Here is a 20,893-nt window from a genome sequence, read left to right as displayed (position 1 = left end):
GGCCACCGCCCGCGCCCGACAGCGGACCGGCGCGGCGTCCGCCGGCAAGGTTCCGGTCCTTTCCCAACCGACGGTATGGCGACAGACCGGAGCCCATCCGGCGGATGCTTTGCCAACCTGGGGGCGACGTGACGTCACGCCCTGCCCGGACGGCGTCGCGTCGGAAGGGAGTCGGCCATGAACGCCACCGGCGCCCGCCCGGCGACCGCACCCACGTACGCGGGCAACGCCGGGGTGCGCATCCTCGGGCCCATCGAGGCGGCCGGTCACGACGGCCCGGCCGTGCTCACCGGCGCGCGCCAGCGGGCCCTGCTCGCGGTGCTGGCCGTGCACGCCGGCACCGTCGTGCACCAGTCCCGCCTGATCGACGCGCTCTGGGGCTGGGACCCGCCCCGCACCGCGGTCAAGACGCTGCACAGCCACATCGCCCGGGTACGCCAGGCGCTCGACGCCTGCGGCCTGCCCGCGGCCCTGCACACCCGGCACGCCGGGTACCTGCTCGACATCCCCGCGCTCGAGGTCGACGCCCACCTGTTCGAGTCCATGGTGGCCTCGGCCCGCCGCCACCTGGGTGACAGCGTGCCCGAGACCGCCGCCCGCGAGCTGCGCGAAGGGCTCGCGCTGTGGCGCGGCGACGCGCTGGCCGACGGCGAGCCCACCGGCTGGGCGGCCGCGGAGGCGGCGCGGCTCAACGAGGTGCGGCTGTGCGCCGAGGAGGACCTGTGGGAGGCCGAGCTGCGGCTGGGCCGCCACCGCACCGCCGTCGGCGAGCTGGAGCGGCTGCTGGTCAGCCACCCGCACCGCGAGCGCCTGGTCGGGCTGTCCATGCTGGCGCTGTACCGGTGCGGGCGGCCGGCGGAGGCCCTCGACACGTACCGGCGGGTGCGCGCCCACCTCGCCGACGAGCTCGGCACCGACCCGGGGCCCGACCTGCAACGGCTGCACACCGCGATCCTGCGCGAGGACCCGGCGCTGCACCCGGCCACGCCCGCCGTCGCGAATCCACCCGCGACCTCCGAGCTCGCCGGGCACACCCCTGCGCCCGCCTCCGCGCTAGTCAGGCCGGCCGCGCCGAACGCCGAGCCGGTGCCCGCCGAGCTGCCCGCGCCCGCGGGGCACTTCGTCGGCCGCGACGAGGAGCTGTCCGCCCTGGACCGGCTGCTGGAGCAGGAGGGGCCGCAGCCGCGCATCGGGTTCGTGGCGGGTCCGGGCGGCATGGGCAAGACGGCACTCGCCGTCCGGTGGGCGCACACCGTCGTGCCCCGGTTCCCCGACGGCCAGCTGTACGTCGACCTCGGCGGGCACGACCCGGCCACCGCGCTGCCGCCCACGCAGGCGCTGGCACAGGTGCTGGCCAGCCTGGGCGTGCCTGCCGGGCGCATCCCCGCCGAGCTGCCCGCCCGGTCCGCGCTCTACCGCACGCTGCTGAGCGAGCGCCGGATGCTGGTGGTGCTCGACAACGCGGCCGGACCGGACCAGGTGCTGCCGCTGGTGCCGCCGACCGCGGCGAGCCTGCTGCTGGTCACCAGCCGCAGCCGGCCGACCGCGCTGGCCGTGCACCACGCGGTGCACGCGGTGGCACTGGACGCCCTCGACCGGCACGCGGCGGTCGCGCTGCTGGCGCAGGTGCTCGGCCGGGCCAGGGTGGACCGCGAGCCCGCCGCCGCGGTCGAGCTGGCCGAGCTGTGCGGGGGCATGCCGCTGGCGCTGCGCATCGCCGCCGCGAAGCTCGCCGCCCGCCCGGGCCGCACCCTGGCCGAGCTGACCGCGGAGCTGGTCGACGACGACCGGCTCGACGAGCTGTCCGTGCCCGGCGACAGCCGCAGCGTGCGCACCGTGTTCGGCTCGGCGTACCGGGCCCTGCCAGGCCCGGCGGCGCGGCTGTTCCGGCTGCTCGGCCTGCACCCGGGTGCCACGTTCACCGGGCACCTGGCTGCCGCGGCCGCCGACCTGACCCTGCCCGCGGCGCGGCGGGTGCTCGCCGAGCTGGTGTCCGCGCACCTGGTTGGCGAGGTCGCCCCGGACCGCTACCGCTGCCACGACCTGCTGCGCCTCTACGCCCGCGAGTGCGCGGCCACCGACGAGACCGCCGCGGCCCGCGATGAGGCGCTCGCCCGCATCGTGGACTGGCACCTGGCCGTCGCCGACGCCGCGAACCGGCTCGTCGACCCGGGCCGCGACCGGGTCCGGGCCGCGCCCGCACACCCGCCGGCGCAGCTGCCGTTCGCCGACGACCCGGTCGCCGCGCTGGCCTTCCTCGACGGCGAGCGGGCGGGCATGCAGTCGGTCGTCCGGCACGCCGCCGAGCACGGGCGCCACGCCGCCGCCTGGCAGCTGACCTACCTGCTGACCGGGTTCTTCGACTCGCGCGGGCACTGGGCGGAGCGGGTCGAACTGTGCCGCCTGGGTGTGGCCGCCGCGGCGCGCTGCGGGGATCCCGGCGCGGAAGGGCTGATGCGCAGCGGGCTGGGCGTGGCCCTGATCATGACGCGGCGCTTCGACGAGGCGCTGGACGTGCTGCAGTCGGCGCTGGCGCTGACCCGCCGGTGCGGCGACACGCGCGGCGAGGGCCACGTGCACAACAACATCGCCGTGGCCAACGCCGGGCTGCGCCGCCACGACGAGGCCGTGGAGGCGTACCAGCAGGCGCTGGCGCTGCACACGTCGATCGGCAGCGCGCTCGGGGTGGCGCTGGGGCTCAACAACATCGGCGACGCGTACGTCCGGATGGGACGCGCCGAGCTGAGCCTGGAGTACCTGGCCCGGGCCCTGCCCGCGGCCCGGGAGCTGGGTAACGCCCGGCTGGAGGCGGCGGCGCTGAGCGGGCTGGGCCAGGCCCACGCGGCGCTGGGCGACCTGGACGCCGCGCTGGACCACCTGCGCCAGGCCCTGGCCGTACGCAAGCACCGCGGCGACCGCCGCCACGAGGCCGACACCCGCAACACCATCGGCACCGTGCACCTGCGCCGCGGCGACCAGCGAGCGGCGCTGGACGAGTTCGGCCGGGCGCTGGAACTCAGCCGGGAGATCGCCGACCGGCACCTGGAGGCGACCGCGCTGGCCAACCTCGGCCGCACCCACCTGGAGCGCGACGACCCGGTGGCCGCCGCCGGCTACCTGCGCCTGGCGCAGGCCCTGCGCAGCCGCGCACCGGACCACTTCGAGGCCGCCTGCATCGCCCGGGACCTCGGCGAACTCGCACGCCGCAGCGGTGACCCCGGCGAGGCCCGTACGCAGTGGCAGCTCGCCGTCGACCTGTTCCGCAAGGCCAACGCCCCGGCCGAAGCCGAGGCGCTGGCCGACACGTTCACCTGACCGGGACCTAGTGCGCGGCGGGGTCGAGGACGGTGACCGTGGACGTGGCGAGCACCCGGCCGTCCCCGTCGACGAACTCGACGGCGAACGTCTCCTCCCGCTCCCGGGCCGCGTCTCCCGCGACGAACACCCGCACCGCGGCACCCGCTGCGGTCAGGGAGACCTCCCCGGACGGCACCGCGACGTAGTCGCCGGGCGCGGCCGCGGTCCCGTCGGCGGTGCGGTAGTTCAGCACCGACCCCGCCGCCGGCACGGTGCCCTTGACCACGATCGGCACGGCGCACCACTCCTTCTCCCAGCAGACCGCGTCCCGGTTGAGGGCCACGCACTGGGGTCCGCACGGGATGCTGCCGGCGGCGGACGCGGGCTGCGGCAGCAGCACGATCATCGCGAGGAGAGCCAGGGCTGAGGCGGTGAGCCAGCGTGCGATACGAGTCATGGCCCGCACGGTAGGCGGGCCGGGTTGTGGAAAGGTTGTGTGCCTGGCCACCGGCCCTGCGACCGGCGGCCAGGCACGGGCGGGCCTAGTAGAGCAGGCTCCAGCCGCGCAGGTGGCTCTGCTCGCCCTTGACGACGTCCTCGACGATCAGCGTCCACTCCCCGGCCTCGGCGACCCCGCCCAGGCGCACCTGGTAGACGTCGGCCAGGTCAGCCGCGCGGTCCCTGGCGTCGGGGGCCTTGAGCAGGTAGGACCGGCCGGCCGGGGAGACCAGCTCCAGGCGCAGGTCACCGCGGCGCGGGTGGGTGAGGTTGACGGCGACCTCGGCGACCTCCAGGGTGCCCTTCTCCTGGACCTTGGTGATCCACTTGATCGGGCCCGGGTCCAGGATCGGCGGCTGCGGCCACTCCTCCCAGACCAGGTTCCACTTGGGGATGCACAGCTTCCACGGGTAGCTGTAGGTGCCGACGCCGACGGCCGCCCACGCCGTCGCGACGGTCCGGTAGGTGCTGCCGCACTTGCCGTAGAGGTCCGCGGTGGCTGCGAGGGTGTCCGCGCGCGCCTCGGCGAACGTCTCGTCGCTGGTGAAGTAGTTGGCCAGCGCGTGGTACCAGATCTGGGTGGCGCGGTCGCGGCCGATGCCGACGACGGACGAGCCGTTGCAGGTGGGGCTGGTGCCGTACGGCGTGTTCCCGCTGCCCTCGGCGGCCAGGAAGAAGAAGTGGTTGGCCACACCCGAGGAGAAGTGCGGGTCGAGGTTGGCGATGCCGTTGTACCAGCAGTCCTTGGAGATCCCGTCCAGCGACGGCTGGTACATGTAGCGCAGCGGATCGCCGGTGCCGAAGATGTCGATCTCCTCGCCGAGCAGGTAGTCCGGCGTGTCCACGGCGTTGTTCGCGTAGAACTCGGCCATCGTGCCGAGGATGTCGCTGGTGCCCTCGTTGAGGCCGCCGGACTCCCCGGAATAGATCAGGCCGCCGACGGCCTGGGTCACGCCGTGCGACATCTCGTGCGCGACGACGTCCAGTGACACCAGCGGCCGCAGCCCGTTGCTGCCGTCGCCGTAGCGCATCACCTTCTGCGTCGAGCTCCAGCTGGCGTTGGCCCAGTCGACGCCGCGGTGCACCTGCGAGGTGGTGCCGACGCCGTCGTCGAAGATGCCGTGCCGGCCCAGCACATTGAGGTAGAAGTCCCAGGTGTTGGCCGAACCGTAATGCACGTCCACGGCCGCGCTCTGGTTGTGTGCCGGGTTGCCGTTGCCCCAGATGTTGTTGGCGTCGGCGAACGTCACACACGGGCCGGTCGTGGTGTGCTGCATGTCGCAGGTCTTCGAGTTGCCGCGCAGCGGGTCGATCATCTTGTAGTCGAAGATCGTCTGCGTGGTGCTCAGCGACACCTGGCCGCCGTAGACGCTGTGCCCGGTGCCGGTGGCCGTGTGCTCCAGCGCCTGGCTGCGCAGCACCCGGGGCTCGACGGCGTCGACGACCGCCTCCGCCTCCCCGGTCGCGACCGTCACCGGCAGCCGCCAGGCCAGCCGGCCCGTGCCGCCGACCCCGTCGACGATCAGTTGCGGCGTGCCGACCTCGGTCGCCCGCAGGGCGTCCCGGGCCGTGGTCGCCGCCTGGGACGCGGTGACCCGGGGCTCGGTGGCCACGGCGACCGGCGCGTCCAGCGACACGGACACCCCGTCGAGGGCGCCGTCCGGAGCCACGTGCACCACGAAGTCCCCGCCCGCCACCGGCAGGCCCTGGAACAGCCGGTTGAACCGGACGTGGGCGGAGCCGGTCCGGGTGACCGCGGCCCGGAGCACCTCGTAGCGGTCACCGTCGGCGGCCCGTACCGCCGCGGGGTTGAGCCTGATCAGCTCCTGCGCGCGGGCGATCGCCGCGTCCTCGGGTGATCCGGCGGCCTGCGCCGGCGCGGTCAGCGCGACGGCGCCGCCGCACAGCAGCACCGCCGCGAGCGCCATGGAGATCCGTCTCATGACGACCTTCCCTTCCCTGTCAGCCATGGCCACAGGGGTACGCGGCCGCGGCTGTCATGCGGTTGTGGAAGGGTTGTGCGGCAGGTCGGCTCGGGTGCAGGAAACTGCAGCGATCGGGGGTTACCCCGGGGCCGGGGCGGCTGGCATGATCCTCGCCATGACCGAGGGAAGCGAAGCCGACCAGTTCGGCCACGTCCGGCTCACCACCGTGGAGCCCGACGGCCAGCTCATCACCGAGGTGCTGCCCGGGAAGTCGCTGTCGGGCGGCCTGGTGGAGCTGCTGGGCAGCCCCGGCCTGGTGACCGGCGCGGCCGCCGGGGACGTGCTGGTGCTGCAGGCCAGTGGCTTCCAGGTGGTGCGCCGCGGCCCGAACGACAGCGTGCAGGTGTACGCCGACCCGCCGCTCGACGACCACGCGATGGCATGGCTGGCCAAGGCCTTCGACACCGTCGGCGGCTACGTCGAGGCTCCGCCGCAGCGGCAGTTCGCCGTCGCCACCGTCCCGACCTCAGCGGGCCGCGAGCACGTCGAGGCGATCATGACCGAGGCCGGCGACCACATCCCCGGCCTGGAATGGCAGTTCGGCACACCCTGACGAGGAGTCCGATGCGCACCCCCGCCCTGCCCGCGGACGCGCTGGCCGCCCTCCCCGGGCTGGCGGCGTTCGGCCGTACGGCGACCCGCCTGCACCCGCGCCCCGGCACGGTCACCGCGCAGGACAGCCACGTCGGCGGTCCGCTGCGCTGGCCCGCCGACGAACCCTGGCCGCTCTGCGAGCACCCGCACATGGTCAATGAGGAGGTGCCGCTGCCGCAGGAGCTGCTGGACCGGCTCGCCGCGGCACAGCGGGGACGCACGCAGCACAACATCATCACCGACGAGGAGGCCGTGCTCCACGAGGAGCTGGCCACGCTGGTCGGGCCGGGGTTCGCCGGCTGGGGCAGCATGGGCGGCCCGACCATGGGCTTCCGGTACGTGCCCCGGCCGCACGCCAATCCGATGCTGGCCGTCGCTCAGCTGCGGGCCGCCAACGTGCCCGACCTGCCCACACCGGGCGGCGCGGACCTGCTGCAGGTGCTGTGGTGCCCGTTCGAGCACGCACAGGACGACGAGGGCGTGTGGGGACCGACGATGCGGCTGGTCTGGCGGCGCGAGGCCGACGTGACCGGCCCGCTCGCCACCGCTCCGGACTCCGCGGTCGGCGACGACGGCTACGTGCCTGCGCCGTGCCGCCTGCACCCCGAGCAGATCGTCGAGTACCCGTACCCGCAGGAGCTTCCGGAGCCGTTGCAGGACCAGGCGAAGAACTGGCCCGGCGACTACGTGACCATGTTCATGGCGCCGGGCTGGAAGGTCGGCGGGTATGCCAAGTGGCAGCTCACCGATCTGCGGCCGACGCCGTGCCGGGTCTGCGCCGGGCCGACCCGGCTGCTGCTGGTCATCGACTCCGGCGAGAGCAACGCGACCGCGCGCTGGCGGCCGGTCGAGGAGGCGGGCGCCGACCCCGGCACGCTCGGCTACGACGCCGACGAGCCGACGGGCGTGGTCGTCGGCCGGTGGGGCGCGCTGCGGGTCTTCGTGTGCCCGACCTGCCCCGGCGCCCCGTTCCGGCTCGACCAGCAGTAGCTCAGCCGCCGACCTCGGCGAGCTGCTTGAGGGCCGCGGCGGTGCTGTCGGGGTGGGCGTCGAGCAGCGGGAGGCGTACCGCCGGGGTCGGGATGCGGCCCTGCGCGTGCAGCGCGGCCTTGACCACCGTCGGGTTGGGCTCGGCGAACAGGGCCTTGGACAGCGGCGCGAGCCGGTGCCCGAGCGCTCGGGCCCGGGTCGCGTCACCGGCCTGCCACAACCGGATCAGCTCGGCGAACTGCGCGGTCGCCAGGTGTGCCGAGGACAGGATGCCGCCGTGCGCGCCGAGCGCCAGCAGCGGCGAGATGAACGTGTCGTCGCCGCCGAGCACGGCGAAACCTGCCGGCGGGTCGGCCATCAGCGCGACGGTGTCGTCGTTGATGCCGCCCCCGGCGTACTTCACCCCGGCCACGTTCGGGATCGCCGCCAGCCCGCGCAGCGCGCCCGCGGTCAGGTACTGCCCGGTGCGGTACGGGATGTCGTAGACGACCAGTGGCACCGGGCTCGCCGCGGCGAGCCGGGTGAAGTGGGCGAGCACGCCCGCCTCGCCGGGGCGCACGAACGGCGGCACGACGGTCAGCGCAGCGACGGCCTCGGGGACCGTGGCCAGCCCGGCGAGCGCCTCGGCGGTGGCCGCGCCGATGATCAGCGGGGCCGACCGCTCGCGGCACACCCGGGCGGCGGTGTCGACCACGGACTGCTTCTCGGACTCGGTGAGCGAGCCGGGCTCGCCGGTGGTGCCGAGCGCCACGAGGCCGGTCGCGCCCTCGTCGAGCATCTGGTGGGCGAGCCGCTCCAGCGCGGCGAGGGCGACCGCGCCATCGACGTCGAACGGGGTGACCAGCGGGATGTACAGGCCATGCAACGAAGTCATGCCTTCATGCTGCCGAAACCGTTCCGGAAGGACCAGTTCCGGTTCCTGACGCAACCCGTAAGCTGAGCTGATGCTTGATGTCCGCAGGCTGCGGCTGCTGCGCGACCTGGCCCGGCTGGGCACGATCGCGGCGGTCGCCGAGGCCCACACCTACTCCCCGTCCGCGGTCTCGCAGCAGCTGGCCACGCTGCAACGCGAGGCAGGCGTGCCGCTGATCGAACGCACCGGCCGCGGCGTGACCCTCACCCCGGCCGGCACCGCGCTGGTACGCCACACCGAGACCGTGCTCGCCGCGCTGGAGGCCGCGTCGGCGACGCTGGCCGCGGCCCGCACCGGCCTGCACGGCACGGTGCGCATCGGCGCGTTCCCGACCGCGGTGCGCACGCTGCTGCCTGCGGCGCTGGTCGCGCTCGCCCGCGACCATCCCGCGCTCGACCTGACGGTCACCGAGCTGGACCCGGTCGCGATGCCCGACGCGCTGCGCGAACGCCGCCTCGACGTGGCGCTGCTGCACGACTACGACCTCGCCCCGGTGGTGCCCGACCCGACCGTCGACTCCACCCCGCTGCTCGACGAGACGGTGTACCTCGCGGTGCCCGACGGCTTCCCGGTCGGCGACGACCCGGTGCACGCGGCCCGCGACGCCGACTGGATCGTGGGCACGCCCGGCACGCTGTGCCACACCGTCGCGATACGGGTCTGCCAGGCCGCGGGCCACCCGCTGCGGGCACGTCACCACGCCGACGACTTCACCGCCGTGCTGGCCCTGGTCGCGGCCGGGCAGGGCGTGGCCCTGGTGCCGCAGCTCGGCGCGGTCCAGCCACCGCCGGGCGTACGGCTGGTGCCGCTGACCTCACGGCGGCGCACCCGGATCGCGTACCGCCGCGGCTCCGCCGACCACCCCGCCGTCGCCGCCTGCATCGCCGCCATCCGCACCGCCACCACCGCCTTCCTCGCCCAGCAGCCATGAAGGAAGGGCACCTTCCACAACGCATAGCGATGTGAAGGTGCCCTTCCTTTCGCTACACGACGACGACCGTGTGCGGGCCGCGCATGACCTCGATCGAGTAGTACGTCGGGCACAGCCGCGGCACCCCGCCCTCCCGGACCACCTCGAAGAAGCGGAGCTGACCGCGACGGTGCACAAGGTCGAGGTGGTCGAACACGGTCACCACGACGAACTTGCCGTCCGTGTCGAACGCGACGCCCTCGGGCCGCAGGCCGTCGAACAGCTCCTCGCCCACGGTCTCCAACCGGCCGCTGACCGGGTCGAAGGTGAGCAGGCTCAGCGAACTCTGCCGGTCCAGCCGCGGATCGCCCCAGGCGAGATGGCTCATCCGCAGGTTCGAGGTGACCGCGAGGCGGCCGTCGCGGCTGACGGCCAGCCCGCCGGGATTGCGGCCCACGCCCGCGTCGCCGATCTTCTCCCCGGCGCCCGTGGCCGGATCGATCCGCAGCACCGACAGGCGCCCCTCGCCCGGACAGCCCTCCACGGCCTCGGCCTTGCTGCCCCACAGCACGTCCGTGGTGAGGAAATGACGCCCGTCCGGGGTGAACCGGCCGGTGAACGGGAACCTCCCGGTCCGGATCGGCGGCCCGACCGGCTCGATCCACAGCTCGGGCACCCGGTGCGCCGCATACAGCCGCACCTCGTCCCGCCAGGGAAAGCACGCCGCGAACAGCTCGCCGGACGGATGCCACTCCACGTAGGACGGCACCATCGGCTCGCCGTCCTCGCTGTGCGGCACCAGCACTGCGGCGTCGCCGAAACCGCCCGGCCCGACGGGGATCAGCCGCAGTGACGGGTGGGGTTCCGGGCCGAGGATCGCGAAGACGTCCCCGCACGCGATGGCGAGCAGCCCACCGTGCGGGTGCAGCGACACGGCCTGCGGCATGTGCCCGGCCGGGTAGGCGTACAGCAGCTGCGGCTTCGCCGCGTCCCTGATGTCGTACGCCCGGACCGTGCTGCCGGCGTCGAGGTCCGTCAGCAGGTGCGCGTCCGGGCCGCGCTGGCCGAGGGTCTCCACGACGTACGCGTGCGAGCCCTCCTCGTCGACCGCGAGCACGCTCGGCGGCGGCGTCACCGAGTTCGACGCGGCGATGGTGCCCATCGTCGGCGGGGTGCCGTCGAAGGCCAGGGGCAGCGCGATGACGGTGAGCGTGTCCTCCTGCCCCGCCTCACGGGGGCCGAGGTGCGCCTGCATCGGCGCGGACGGCACCGCGTCGGCGTCGCTGACCACCACGATGCGGCGTCCCTGGAACAGGCCGGCCGCGGGCGGACCTTGCAGCGGCTGGACACCGGCGGACGTACTCATGTGCGGCTCCTTCGGCGACAGCGACCGAGGACGGAGACTGCGGGCGCACCGCGTCCGGGCGAGGCCGGGCAGTCTGCGCGCTCACGGCTCAGGCTATGCCCGCCCGCGTCGCACGGACCGGCGATCGGAGGATCTGACGGTCGTCCGCCACCCCACCGGCACCTCCCGTCACACGTCGTACCGGGTGCCGGTCATGGCACGGCGGTCGGTGAGACGGTCGTCGAGTTCGGCGTGATGACGAACCGTGCCACCTTCCATTCCGACCCGACCCGCTCGAGGGTGATCTGGACCTCGCTGTGCGTGATCTCCACCCCGGCCAGGCGGTTCGATGTGCGCCGCTGAGTGACGTAGGCCTTCAGCTCGGCCTGCTGCCGCCCCCGCTGCCGAATGCCCACCGAGGGGTCGGCCACGGTCACCACGGTCTGTTCCGCAAGCACGGTCGTGCGCAGCGAAGCCATGGTGCGCGGGTACTCGGCGGCGAAGTCTCCGGTGAGGAAGGACTGCCCACGCGCCACGGCACCGTCGAAGTCGCGGTAGTCGTATGCCATTACCGCGCGAACCGCGGGCCTGACCACTGCCGCGTACTCCGGCAGGGCGGCCTGATTCGCCTGCGCTTCCTGCCGATTCTGGTACTGCACCAGAAGCGGCCAGCTAACGAAGACGACCAGCGCGACCACCACCGCCAGCACCAGCACGATCCGAGCCCACGTACGCCGACGCCGACGCCCGGTCTCCTCCACCCGCGACATGTTCCGTCTCCCCCGCTCCGGCCACCTGTGGCGCGGTCATCCTAGTGGGCACCTGCCATGACTCGCGCCACTTCGGACCGGCCGACAGCCTAGGCTGGATGGGTGCGGCTGGTGGTCATGGCGGACACGCATGTGCCGAAGCGGGCGCGGGACCTGCCCGCGCCGCTGTGGGACGCGGTCGACAGGGCGGACGTCGTGGTGCACGCCGGCGACTGGGCCGACGTGCCGCTGCTCGACGCGCTGGAGCAGCGGGCGAAACGGCTGATCGCGTTGTACGGCAACAACGACGGTCCCGCCCTGCGGGCCCGGCTGCCGGAGACGGCCCGCGCCGAGCTGGCCGGTCTACGGGTCGCCGTGATCCACGAGACCGGCCCGGCGGCCGGCCGCGAGCGGCGCTGCGCCACCCTGTTCGCCGACAGCGACGTGCTGTTCTTCGGCCACTCGCACATCCCGTGGGACACCACCGCCCCGTCCGGGCTGCGCCTGCTCAATCCCGGTTCACCGACCGACCGTCGCCGCCAGCCATACGCCACTTTCCTCACCGCGGAGATCAAAGACGGCGGGCTCTCCGCCGTCGAACTGCATCGCATCGGCGGCTAGGCGATGGCGGCGGCTCACCGACACCGGTTTACCGCCGCTGGAACGGCAGCGGTCTCCGGTCGAGTCCGCGGATTCGCCGCACCCGCCGGCCCGGCCCCGGAAGTACCTCTCCAGCGCATTTGCTCTGCACCCATTCGCTTGCTCTGCACCCGCATACGCAACGGGGGCGCGTGCCTGTTGCGCCGGTGGGTGCAGAGCAAGGCTTTGGGTGCAGAGCAAATACGGTTGGCGGGTATGTCATGAGGTGGCGGCAGGCAGCGCGAGCCGTGATCTTCGCGGCCGGCCGTGATCCGGCGGACCGGGCTCAGTCGGCCGAGTTGGACCAGGACCGGGTGCTCAGGACAAGCCGGTAGCCGTCAGGGTCGGCGACGGTGACACCCCACCGGTCCCAGTACGGCCCCTGCGAGACCCGGACACCCCCGGCGGCGACCAGGCGTGCCACCAGCGCGTCGTCGACCGGCCCGGCCAGGTAGAGGACGAGCAGGTCCTCGGCGGTCGGCGCGGGCGGGGCCGCGAGGTTCTCCCCAGCAACCAGTTCCAGGTGCCAAGGCGCGTCGGGCCAGCCGAGCATCAGCAGGTCGTGCTCACCGGGGCGGTAGCTGTCCCGCGGTAGAGGACGTGCAGGCCGAGCCCGTCGGCGTAGAAGCGCTCGGCGGCCGCGAGGTCGCGGCTGGGGCGGGCCAGGCGCAGGTGCGCCCGCGGGTCGATGGTCATCGCGACTCCCGTGCGGTCGGTGGTGCCGACCAGCCTGCCTGCTCAAGCGTGCTTGAGGTCAAGGCCGCGGGAGGCCGATCCCGGGTCCTGGACGCCGGTGCCGTGGCGCGGGCGGACCGGGGATCGGCCGGACGAGGTCAGCGGACCAGGCCGATGCCCGTGACGGTGCGGTCGTACTCGGTGAAGGTCTGGTTGTTGTACGGCCCGTAGATCCAGGTGTGCAGCGAGTTCGCCGCGGTGTCGATCTCGACCAGGCGCACCGGGTTGGTCGTGTTGGAGTGGAACGTCTGCAGGAACGTGTAGATCTTGTTCCCGTTGACGCCGGTGTCGACCCGGTTGCCCGCGACGCCGGTGTGGCCGGAGAACACGAACTTCACGTTGGCGTACTGCTTGACCAGGTTGTCGTACAGGTACTGGGGGCTGGTCTCGCCGTAGCCGGCGCTCTGCTCGATGTTGCCGTTGCCGTCGATGTAGTCGTGGGTGACGATCACGACGTTGTGCCGGGGATTGGCCGCGACGACGCTCCTGGCCCAGTTCACGACACCGGTCCGGGGCCACAGCTCCAGGACCATGACCAGCCACTGCACGCCGCCGGCCTGGTAGGTGTTGTACGAGTTGTCGACCTTGCCGGCCTCGTACTGCCCGCGGACCGCACCGTACTGGCCGGCGGTGAAGTACTGGTTGAACACGGTCGTGTCGCGGACCAGCTCGCGGGTGCGGGCGGGGTCGCGGGCCGAGCCGCCGACGCCGGTGGCCTGGGTGTCGTGGTTGCCGATGGCCAGGTTGTACGGGATGCCCGCCGTCTCCAGCGGCCGCATCGCGTCGCGGGCGATGACGTACTGGGCGTGGTCGGGGGTGTCCCAGTTGACGACGTCCCCGGAGTGGGTCACGAACCGCAGGTCGAGCGCGGCGCGGTTGTCGACCAGCCAGTCGGTGCGGTTGCGGAAGCGCGTGTCGGCGGCGTTGAGCACCTCCTGCTGGGTGTCGGGCAGGACGGCGAAGGTGAACTTCGTGTCGGTGGTCGCGAACTCCATCCGGGCGTACCCGATGTGCAAGTTGCGGTCGCACGAGGCCGAGTTGAAGTCGTTGACCAGCTGGATCTTCACGGTGTGCGTGCCTGCCGCGACAGCCGGGCCGACCGGGTAGGTGCCGTACTGCGTGGCGCTGACGATGGTGGTGCTGCCCGCGACGGTCCCGTCGACGGTCACCTGCACGGTCGGCCAGCCCTCGCAGTTGTCGCCGATCGCGCCGAGCTGCACCCGGCCCGAGCCGGTGATCGTGGTGGTGGCGTGGCTGGAGTTGCCCCACAGCGAGGCGTGGGTGCCGGAGGCCGGCACGGGGGTGCCGGTCGCGGTGCGGATCGCCCCGTTGACCACGGCGAACTGCGACGGTTCGGCGGCCTGGGCGGAGCCGGTGAGAGCCGCGGCGGCCAGCAGCGTCGCCGCCGCCACCCCCAGGCTCGCGGTTCTGGTTCTGCTCAGAAGCATCGTCGGTCCTTCCTGCGCGCGACTGCCCTGGACGGACTCCGACGGTAGGAACGTCCGATGTGGCGCACGCGAATGCCCGGAGTACGGCCGCGATACGGCGGCTGTACTCCGGGCACGGGCGCGGCCGGTCAGTGCGGGATGGGTCGGCGGGCCCGAGGGCGGTCCAGGCCCTCGCGGTACTCCTCGATGGCCAGGGCGACCTCCGCGCGGGTGCGGGTGTGTTCGAGCCGGGGCAGGTAGTGCACGTGCCGGGCCAGGCCGTCGAGGTCCACCGTGAAGTACATCGCCATCAGCGGGTTGACGAACAGCTCCGTGCCCTCGGTGCGGGCCAGGGTGTGCACGTCGCCGAAGTCGCCCCGCACCGCCGAGGCGATCTGCGTGTTGACGATGCTGGCGGTCTGCGGCGTGACGGCGGCGGCGTGCGCGACGGCGTCACAGTAGGCGGCGGCCTCGGCGCTGCCCGGCGGGATCGAGAACGCGCCCAGGAACGCCCCGTCCCGTTGCAGCGCCGCCAGGTTCTCCAGCACGTGCGCGTGGCAGACGCCGTGGTGGGAGTCGATGCCGAAGCCGAGGCTGACCACCAGCTTCCGCGGCACGGTCAGGCCCGCGACGGCGGCGAGGCTGGTCATGTCCTCCTCGGGGGTGCCCAGGCCGGCCTCGTCGCCGCGCATGAGGATGTCGGTGCCGCCGTCGGCGAGCACGATCGCGTCGATGCCGAGCAGGTCGACGAGCTTGCGGTACGCGGCGCGCAGCGGGCGCACGCCGGTGCGCGCGAAGGCGTACACGATTGGATCGTGGCCCTGTGCCGCCAGCCAGCGGGCCAGGGTGCGCTCCGGGAAGTAGCGGTCGTTGCCGGCGCTGTCGGGGCGCACCGCGGCCAGGCCGGTGCGCACCCAGGACGACGGGCTCAGCGCGCCGAGCTCGCTGACCGCATAGCTGGCCAGGGTGACCCGGGTGCCGGCGTTGCGCAGGGCGAGCGCGAGCGGCAGTCCGGCGTACACGTCGAAGCCGCCGCCCGCGCCCGCGATCAGGACGTGTTCGGCGTCGCGCAGGCGGGCGGACAGCGGCGGTTCGAAGACGGCGGGCATGTCCGGCAACGGTAGTTCGCGGTGGCGAAGGGGGCACCTGCTTATCCGCATAGCCCCGAGTGAGCACACATCCGTCATCTAACATGAAAACGGATCATAGGGATTAAGGCGGATCAGGTGGACGTGCTCCGGACAGTCGGCGCCAAGGCGTGGGCGATCGTCGGCATCGCCCTGGCCACGGCCGTCCTCGTGTTCGTGATCATCCTGCTCAAGCCGCTGGTCATCGCCCTGGTCGGGGCGCTGATCGTCTCGCTCGCGCTGTCGCCCGCCGTGGAGGCTCTGGCCCGCCGCGGCATGCGCCGTGGACTCTGCGCCACCCTTGGGATCCTGTTCCTGCTCACGCTGGGCGCCGTGGTGACCTTCCTGGTCGTGAAGGGCCTGGCCAGCCAGTGGACCGAGCTCAGCGCGGCGCTGGGCAAGGCCGTGCAGCGGCTGCACGAGACGCTCACCTCGCTGGGCGTGCTGGGCTCCAACGCGGAATCGGCGCGGGACTCGTTGAAGGGTCACAGCTCGACGCTGGTGTCCGGGATCATTCCGGCGCTGGGAAACCTGGCCGGCACCACCGCCAGCGTTTTCATCGGCACGTTCGTCTTCCTGTTCACCACGTTCTTCATGCTCAAGGACGGGCCGTCGATGGCCCGGGCGGCCGAGCCCTGGATGCCGCTGGGCCGCCCCTGGATGGATCAGGTCGGCCGGATCATCCGCGGGTACGTGGTCGGGCTGACCCTGCTCGGGGCGTTCAACGCGACGGTGGTCGGGTTGGGCGCGCTGGTGCTGGGGGTGCCCCTGATCGCCACCCTCGTGATCATCACGTTGCTCGGCAACTACGTGCCCTACCTGGGCGCCTGGGTGGCCGGGGCGTACGCGGTGCTCATCGCGCTCGCGTCGGGCGGGGTGCAGACCGCGCTGCTCATGGCGGTCGTGGTGTTCCTGGCCAACGGCACTTTGCAGACCATGCTCCAGCCGTTCGCGTACGGGGCCGCGCTGCGCATGCGCCCGTTGACGATCCTGCTGTCCACGGTCGTCGGCGGGCTGGTGGCGGGCATTCTCGGCGTCATGCTGGCCGCGCCCGCCGCCGCCATCATCCAGCACACGGCCCAGCTCATGCGCTCGCGCGGGGACGGCGGCGGCGCCGCGGGCGAGGTCGAGGGCGACGGGCCCGACGGCGACGACGGGCCCGGCGATCTCGCACGGCTGGTGGCCGACACGCCCGATTGAGACGTGCCGCCGCACCGCGTGCGTGATCGCCGGGGACCGGTCAGTAGGTCAGGCCGTAGCCGTACGCGAACAGGGGTGTCTTCTCGTCGCCGGTGTTGACGGGCTCCTGGGCCACGGTCGCGGGCCAGGACATGGGCAGTTTGCCGGTCGGGGCGTACGCCCCGAACAGGACGTCGGCGACGCCCGCGCCCTCGGTGCCGGGCAGCCAGGCGGCCAGCAGCCCCTGCACCTGCGGCAGCGGTGCGGAGACATCGACGGGACGGCCGGAGACCAGCACCACCACCACCGGCACGCCCGCCTTGCGCAGCGTGGCCAGCGTGTCCAGGTCGACCTTGTCGAGCGTGACCCCGTCCGGCCGGTCGCCCTCGTACTCGGCGTACGGCGTCTCGCCGAGCACGGCGATGGCCACGTCGTAGCCGCGGTTCACCCCGGAGCCGTCGGCGCTGTAGGTCACCGTGCCGCCGGGCTCGACGGCCTCCTTGATGCCCTGCAGGATGGTGGTGCCCTCGGTGATCGGGCCCGAGCGGCCCTGCCAGGTCAGCGTCCAGCCGCCGGACTGGTTGCCGATGTCGTCGGCGTTGCGCCCGGCCACGAAGACCTTGCCCGTCTTCGGCTTCAGGGGCAGCACGCCGCCGGCGTTCTTCAGCAGCACCTGCGACTGGCGTACGGCCTGGCGGGCCAGTTCCCGGTGCGCCGCGGACCCGACCTGGTCGAACTGCGAGCGGTCGGCCATCGGGTGCTCGAACATGCCGAGCTCGAACTTCTTGGTCAGGATGCGCCGGTTGGCGTCGTCGATCCGGCTCAGCGGCACGGTGCCCGCGTTGACCTCGTCGCGCAGCACGCCGATGAACTCGCGCCAGCGCTCGGGCACCATCACCATGTCGATGCCCGCGTTGATCGCGGTGCTGACCTCGGCGGGGGTGAACGCGTCCCGGACGCCGTCGATCTGGTCGATGGCGTTCCAGTCGGAGACCACGAAGCCGGTGAAGCCGAGTTCGCCCTTGAGCACGTCGGTGAGCAGGTACCGGTGGCCGTGCAGTTTCTCGCCGTTGAACGAGCTGAAGGAGACCATCACCGAGCCGACGCCCGCCTTGACGGCCGCCTGGAACGGCGGCAGGTGGACCTTGCGCAGCTCCTCCTCGGAGATCTGCGCGTCGCCCTGGTCCTTGCCGCCGAGGGTGCCGCCGTCGCCGACGTAGTGCTTGGCGGTGGCCAGGACCGAGTTCGGGCCGCCCAGCTTTTCGCCCTGCAGCCCGGTCACGATCGTGGTCAGCGCGGAGGCGATCTCCGGGTCCTCGCCGAAGGACTCGTAGGTGCGGCCCCAGCGGGCGTCGCGGGCCACGCACAGGCAGGGGGCGAAGTCCCAGTCCAGGCCGGTCGCGACGACCTCGGTGGCGACGGCCTCGCCGATCTTGCGGACCAGCTGCGGGTCACGGGTCGCGCCGAGCCCGATGTTGTGCGGGAAGATCGTCGCACCGCTCACGTTGTTGTGCCCGTGCACGGCGTCCACGCCGTAGATCATCGGGATGCGCAGCCGGGTGGCCAGGGCCTCGGTCTGGAAGCCGTCGTACATGTCGGCCCAGCCCTGCGGGGTGTTGTCCGCGGGCACCGATCCACCGCCGGACAGCAGCGAGCCCAGGGCGTACGTAGTGACGTCGCCCGCGGTCACCTCGCGGCGCTCGGCCTGCGTCATCTGGCCGATCTTCTCGTCGAGGGTCATCCGGCCCAGCAGGTCGTCGACCCGCTCGGCCACCGGGCGCGACGCGTCGAGATAGGGCGCATCGAGGTCGTAGCCACCGCCGTCGGTGTCTCGGGTCAGCCAGTAGACGGCGGCCGCGGCCGCCAGCAGGAGCACGAGGCCCGCGGCGAGCAGCCGGCCACGGCGGCGGCGGGACGGGGGCGGCGGAACCGCCGGGGTGGCGGTGACGGTCGTGGTCATGATGCCTTCCAGAGGGGGTCGCGGCATGGCGTGGACGTGCCGCCGCGAGTGCCCCTCATCGCGACAACGGCCTCCGACAGCCAACACTTCCCGCGTTTCGGTGTCAATGGATTGCTGGAACATAATGCTGCGCTGGTGAAACAGAATATGTAACAAGGCGTGGGCGCGCCTCGGTCCTCATAGGTGTACGCCGCGGACGGCCACCGTAGTGGCTCCCCGAGACGACGAAAACGCATCGACACACTTGTGCGGTGGTCCTAGCGTTCGCACCATGACCTATCAGCATCCACTGGCCTTCCTGGTCGGCCTGGAGGGCGTCGCACTGCTGCGCGCCTTCGCCGGCGACGAAGGCCTCGACCGGGCCTTCGTGCAGGCCCGGCTCGACGAGGTGCGGCGGCTGCTCGACGAGGCCGCCCCGGAACTCGGCGACGGCGTCGAGACCGGACACGTCGGCACCGTCGACGGCTACCGCATCTGGTCGCAGACCTACGACGACCCCGGCAACCCACTCATCGAGGTCGAGGAGCCGGTCGTCCACCGCATCCTCGACGAGCTGCCCGCAGGCGTCGCGCTCGACGCGGCCTGCGGCACCGGACGGCACGCGGAATACCTGGCGGCGCGGGAGCACCAGGTCATCGGCGTGGACAGCTCACCCGACATGCTCGACCGGGCCCGCAAACGGGTGCCCGACGGGGAGTTCCACGAAGGGGACCTGCACGCGCTGCCGCTGCCGGACGGGTCCGTCGACCTCGTCGTCTGCGCGCTCGCGCTGACCCACGTGCCGGACCTCGCGCCGGTGCTCTCCGAGTTCGCCCGCGTGCTGCGGCCCGGTGGGCACCTGGTGCTGTCCGACATCCACGTCGCGTCGCTCTACCTGGGCGGCGTCGCCCACACGGCCGGTCCCGACGGCCGCCCGGATCTGCTCCCCGCCAGCCGCCACCTCGTCGGCGACTACCTGAACGCGGCCGTCCCCCTCGGCCTGCGCCCGGTCCGCTGCGAGGAGCCCCGCTGGCCCGCCAACCCCTGGGCCGGCGGCCCTCAGGCCAAGCAGTGGTGCCCCGACGCCGCCGCGGCAGCCTACGAGGCCACCCCGGCCGCGGTCATTTGGCACTTCCAGCGGCCCTGACCGGGCGCGACCCCAACACCGGGAACACGGGGCACCCGGTGACGCGATCATGAGGCGCTCGGAGTAGGCCGGGCATCTGGTTCAGTCAGGACGGCACCGGACCACGACAGGTCCGGTGCCGCTACGCGCACACGGCGTTCGACCTCCGACCAGCACGACTGAGGACCGGCGTCAGAAGGCTCCGGCCTTGACGGAGATGGCCATGCGGCGGCCCGCGTACTCGGACACCGTCCAGAGCTCGTCGGTGTTGCTGCGGTAGGTGAAGTCCTCGGTGCCGACGGGCAGGGTGTCGTAGTGCATGACGACGCTGCCCCCGGGCGTCCAGGTGCCGAGGTCGCCGTCGTTGCTGTCGCCGTCGCTGGTGGACAGGAAGTACTTGCCGTTGAGGCTCAGCGCGCCCTGCATCGAGGTCACGTCCACCCGGTAGGCCCAGCTCGCGGTGGAGTCGGTGGTGGAGCCGCTGTCCTGGACCAGCTCGCGGTCGGTGTAGTCGACGCCCCAGCGGACCAGGCGGGTGCCCGTGCCCGGGTTGCCGTACTCGCCCACCAGGAAGCTGTCCGGCGCGGTGGTCCGGTCCAGCGAGATGAACGAGAAGCGCAGCCCGCCCGTGCCGACCTGGTCGTAGGCCAGCGACTGCGGGAGCACGTATTTGTAGCCGAAGGCCTGGTAGCTGCCGTCGGACTGGCGACCGCAGGCCGTCGACACCGTGCTGGACACCTGCCACAGGTGGTTCAGGTCGAACACGCGCAGGCCGTTGCTGGTGTCGACGACGTAGAGGTGGTGGCCGTACCAGGCGATGCCGCCCGCGTGGATGTTCACCGGGCGGTAGCTGTGCACGCCGCCGGAGGTGTACGGCTCGACGAGCAGTACGTGGCGGTAGACCGGGGCGAGCGGGTCGGTGCGGTTGACGAAACTGACGCGTACGCCCTTCTGGCCGTCGACGCCGGTGGAGTACCAGGAGACGAGCACGGCCTTGCGATCCTCGTACACGCCCGCGTCGAGCGCGTCGGAGCTGGTGGTGATGCCCTGCGGGATCCACTCGGCGGTGTTGTCGTCGCCGCTTTCGAAGTGGAAGCCGGCGGCGAAGTTGGTGACCAGGCCCGCGCCCTCGCCCGCGGTGATGCGGGTGGCGGCACGGTTGCCGTCGTCGAGGACGTGCTGGACGCTGACGTTGGGCAGGGCCGCGTCCAGCCCGGCGATTGCGGTGGCGTAGGAGCCGGCGCGGCGGCGCAGCTTGAACGCGGTCCGGTCGATCGAGGCGGGGGCGGCCGCGGCCGGGCTCGCGCCGATCAGGGCGCCGGCCGCACCGGCGGCGGGGATGGCGATCAGTCCGGTCAGGAGGGATCTGCGGGGAATCGACATCAGACCACCCTAAAGGAAATGAAGGGAACCTTCACCACGTAGAATCGGATGAAGGTT

At 72.8% G+C, this 20,893-nt stretch carries 16 protein-coding genes and 1 pseudogene; 7 read left to right on the top strand and 10 right to left on the bottom strand.

Annotated features, from left to right (window positions below):
• Positions 1 to 177: 177 nt before the first annotated feature.
• The gene (locus F9C41_RS07110; protein ID WP_230689383.1) at positions 178 to 3,315 is read left to right on the top strand and encodes an AfsR/SARP family transcriptional regulator; all 3,138 of its coding nucleotides are present in this window, start codon (positions 178 to 180) and stop codon (positions 3,313 to 3,315) included.
• A 7-nt stretch (positions 3,316 to 3,322) separates the two neighbouring features.
• Here the strand turns inward: F9C41_RS07110 and F9C41_RS07105 are convergent, their stop codons facing one another.
• Together F9C41_RS07105 and F9C41_RS07100 are read right to left on the bottom strand one after the other, a co-directional pair.
• Positions 3,323 to 3,754: a hypothetical protein gene (locus F9C41_RS07105; RefSeq protein ID WP_155385842.1), complete on the bottom strand. Its 432-nt coding sequence runs from the start codon at positions 3,752 to 3,754 to the stop codon at positions 3,323 to 3,325.
• A gap of 85 nt (positions 3,755 to 3,839) precedes the next feature.
• Positions 3,840 to 5,738: a M4 family metallopeptidase gene (locus F9C41_RS07100; RefSeq protein ID WP_196279656.1), complete on the bottom strand. Its 1,899-nt coding sequence runs from the start codon at positions 5,736 to 5,738 to the stop codon at positions 3,840 to 3,842.
• A 157-nt stretch (positions 5,739 to 5,895) separates the two neighbouring features.
• Between F9C41_RS07100 and F9C41_RS07095 the strand changes: the two genes are divergently transcribed.
• The gene (locus tag F9C41_RS07095) at positions 5,896 to 6,333 is read left to right on the top strand and encodes a DUF4265 domain-containing protein (RefSeq protein WP_196279655.1); all 438 of its coding nucleotides are present in this window, start codon (positions 5,896 to 5,898) and stop codon (positions 6,331 to 6,333) included.
• An 11-nt stretch (positions 6,334 to 6,344) separates the two neighbouring features.
• Positions 6,345 to 7,364 (top strand): hypothetical protein, encoded by a 1,020-nt coding sequence (locus tag F9C41_RS07090; RefSeq protein WP_155385839.1) that lies wholly within the window; start codon positions 6,345 to 6,347, stop codon positions 7,362 to 7,364.
• Between the two features lies 1 nt (position 7,365).
• Here F9C41_RS07090 and F9C41_RS07085 read toward each other — a convergent pair whose 3' ends face one another.
• Positions 7,366 to 8,238, bottom strand: a complete 873-nt coding sequence (locus F9C41_RS07085) for a 4-hydroxy-tetrahydrodipicolinate synthase family protein (protein ID WP_155385838.1) — start codon at positions 8,236 to 8,238, stop codon at positions 7,366 to 7,368.
• 70 nt (positions 8,239 to 8,308) lie between these two features.
• On the opposite strand from F9C41_RS07085, the gene F9C41_RS07080 reads away from it, so the two are divergent.
• Positions 8,309 to 9,208 carry a LysR family transcriptional regulator gene (locus tag F9C41_RS07080; protein ID WP_155385837.1) on the top strand — a complete coding sequence of 300 codons (900 nt, stop codon included), beginning with the start codon at positions 8,309 to 8,311 and terminating at the stop codon, positions 9,206 to 9,208.
• Positions 9,209 to 9,260: 52 nt separating this feature from the next.
• On the opposite strand, the gene F9C41_RS07075 is transcribed toward F9C41_RS07080, so the two are convergent.
• Both F9C41_RS07075 and F9C41_RS07070 read right to left on the bottom strand, forming a co-directional pair.
• Entirely contained in the window at positions 9,261 to 10,553 is a 1,293-nt protein-coding gene (locus F9C41_RS07075) for a lactonase family protein (protein WP_155385836.1), read from the bottom strand.
• 191 nt (positions 10,554 to 10,744) lie between these two features.
• Positions 10,745 to 11,248 carry a hypothetical protein gene (locus tag F9C41_RS07070; protein ID WP_155385835.1) on the bottom strand — a complete coding sequence of 168 codons (504 nt, stop codon included), beginning with the start codon at positions 11,246 to 11,248 and terminating at the stop codon, positions 10,745 to 10,747.
• A 156-nt stretch (positions 11,249 to 11,404) separates the two neighbouring features.
• Here F9C41_RS07070 and F9C41_RS07065 point away from each other — a divergent pair, with 156 nt between their 5' ends.
• Positions 11,405 to 11,902 carry a metallophosphoesterase family protein gene (locus tag F9C41_RS07065; protein ID WP_155385834.1) on the top strand — a complete coding sequence of 166 codons (498 nt, stop codon included), beginning with the start codon at positions 11,405 to 11,407 and terminating at the stop codon, positions 11,900 to 11,902.
• Positions 11,903 to 12,206: 304 nt separating this feature from the next.
• Here the strand turns inward: F9C41_RS07065 and F9C41_RS07060 are convergent.
• From F9C41_RS07060 to F9C41_RS07050, 3 genes and pseudogenes are all read right to left on the bottom strand, one after another.
• A pseudogene (locus F9C41_RS07060) lies at positions 12,207 to 12,616 on the bottom strand (VOC family protein).
• A gap of 137 nt (positions 12,617 to 12,753) precedes the next feature.
• Positions 12,754 to 14,103 carry a carbohydrate-binding domain-containing protein gene (locus F9C41_RS07055; protein WP_155385833.1) on the bottom strand — a complete coding sequence of 450 codons (1,350 nt, stop codon included), beginning with the start codon at positions 14,101 to 14,103 and terminating at the stop codon, positions 12,754 to 12,756.
• Between the two features lie 128 nt (positions 14,104 to 14,231).
• Positions 14,232 to 15,191, bottom strand: a complete 960-nt coding sequence (locus F9C41_RS07050; protein WP_155385832.1) for a DUF1152 domain-containing protein — start codon at positions 15,189 to 15,191, stop codon at positions 14,232 to 14,234.
• Between the two features lie 117 nt (positions 15,192 to 15,308).
• On the opposite strand from F9C41_RS07050, the gene F9C41_RS07045 reads away from it, so the two are divergent.
• A complete protein-coding gene (locus F9C41_RS07045) occupies positions 15,309 to 16,409 on the top strand; it encodes an AI-2E family transporter (protein WP_196279654.1) in 1,101 nt (366 codons plus the stop codon).
• A 40-nt stretch (positions 16,410 to 16,449) separates the two neighbouring features.
• On the opposite strand, the gene F9C41_RS07040 is transcribed toward F9C41_RS07045, so the two are convergent.
• Positions 16,450 to 18,348, bottom strand: a complete 1,899-nt coding sequence (locus F9C41_RS07040) for a glycoside hydrolase family 3 protein (protein ID WP_155385830.1) — start codon at positions 18,346 to 18,348, stop codon at positions 16,450 to 16,452.
• A 271-nt stretch (positions 18,349 to 18,619) separates the two neighbouring features.
• Here F9C41_RS07040 and F9C41_RS07035 point away from each other — a divergent pair, with 271 nt between their 5' ends.
• Positions 18,620 to 19,474, top strand: coding sequence for a class I SAM-dependent methyltransferase (locus F9C41_RS07035; protein ID WP_155385829.1), 855 nt, complete (start codon positions 18,620 to 18,622; stop codon positions 19,472 to 19,474).
• A 171-nt stretch (positions 19,475 to 19,645) separates the two neighbouring features.
• Here the strand turns inward: F9C41_RS07035 and F9C41_RS07030 are convergent, their stop codons facing one another.
• Complete coding sequence (locus F9C41_RS07030) at positions 19,646 to 20,836, bottom strand: hypothetical protein (RefSeq protein WP_155385828.1); 1,191 nt, start codon at positions 20,834 to 20,836, stop codon at positions 19,646 to 19,648.
• Between the last annotated feature and the right edge of the window lie 57 nt (positions 20,837 to 20,893).

Origin of the sequence: Catellatospora paridis, from assembly GCF_009720365.1 — a bacterium.
In the GTDB taxonomy this organism is placed as follows: Bacteria; Actinomycetota; Actinomycetes; order Mycobacteriales; family Micromonosporaceae; genus Catellatospora; species Catellatospora paridis.
Note: the sequence above shows the minus strand (reverse complement) of the source record. Positions and strands in the feature narration are given on the sequence as shown.

Bases quoted from the DNA above. Each gene is read 5' to 3' on its own strand.
- F9C41_RS07090 (WP_155385839.1), top strand. From the start codon at position 6,345: ATGCGCACCCCCGCCCTGCCCGCGGACGCGCTGGCCGCCCTCCCCGGG.
- F9C41_RS07075 (WP_155385836.1), bottom strand. From the start codon at position 10,553: ATGAGTACGTCCGCCGGTGTCCAGCCGCTGCAAGGTCCGCCCGCGGCC.
- F9C41_RS07095 (WP_196279655.1), top strand. From the start codon at position 5,896: ATGACCGAGGGAAGCGAAGCCGACCAGTTCGGCCACGTCCGGCTCACC.
- F9C41_RS07100 (WP_196279656.1), bottom strand. From the start codon at position 5,738: ATGAGACGGATCTCCATGGCGCTCGCGGCGGTGCTGCTGTGCGGCGGC.
- F9C41_RS07040 (WP_155385830.1), bottom strand. From the start codon at position 18,348: ATGACCACGACCGTCACCGCCACCCCGGCGGTTCCGCCGCCCCCGTCC.
- F9C41_RS07050 (WP_155385832.1), bottom strand. From the start codon at position 15,191: ATGCCCGCCGTCTTCGAACCGCCGCTGTCCGCCCGCCTGCGCGACGCC.
- F9C41_RS07035 (WP_155385829.1), top strand. From the start codon at position 18,620: ATGACCTATCAGCATCCACTGGCCTTCCTGGTCGGCCTGGAGGGCGTC.
- F9C41_RS07110 (WP_230689383.1), top strand. From the start codon at position 178: ATGAACGCCACCGGCGCCCGCCCGGCGACCGCACCCACGTACGCGGGC.
- F9C41_RS07085 (WP_155385838.1), bottom strand. From the start codon at position 8,238: ATGACTTCGTTGCATGGCCTGTACATCCCGCTGGTCACCCCGTTCGAC.
- F9C41_RS07030 (WP_155385828.1), bottom strand. From the start codon at position 20,836: ATGTCGATTCCCCGCAGATCCCTCCTGACCGGACTGATCGCCATCCCC.
- F9C41_RS07105 (WP_155385842.1), bottom strand. From the start codon at position 3,754: ATGACTCGTATCGCACGCTGGCTCACCGCCTCAGCCCTGGCTCTCCTC.
- F9C41_RS07055 (WP_155385833.1), bottom strand. From the start codon at position 14,103: ATGCTTCTGAGCAGAACCAGAACCGCGAGCCTGGGGGTGGCGGCGGCG.
- F9C41_RS07080 (WP_155385837.1), top strand. From the start codon at position 8,309: ATGCTTGATGTCCGCAGGCTGCGGCTGCTGCGCGACCTGGCCCGGCTG.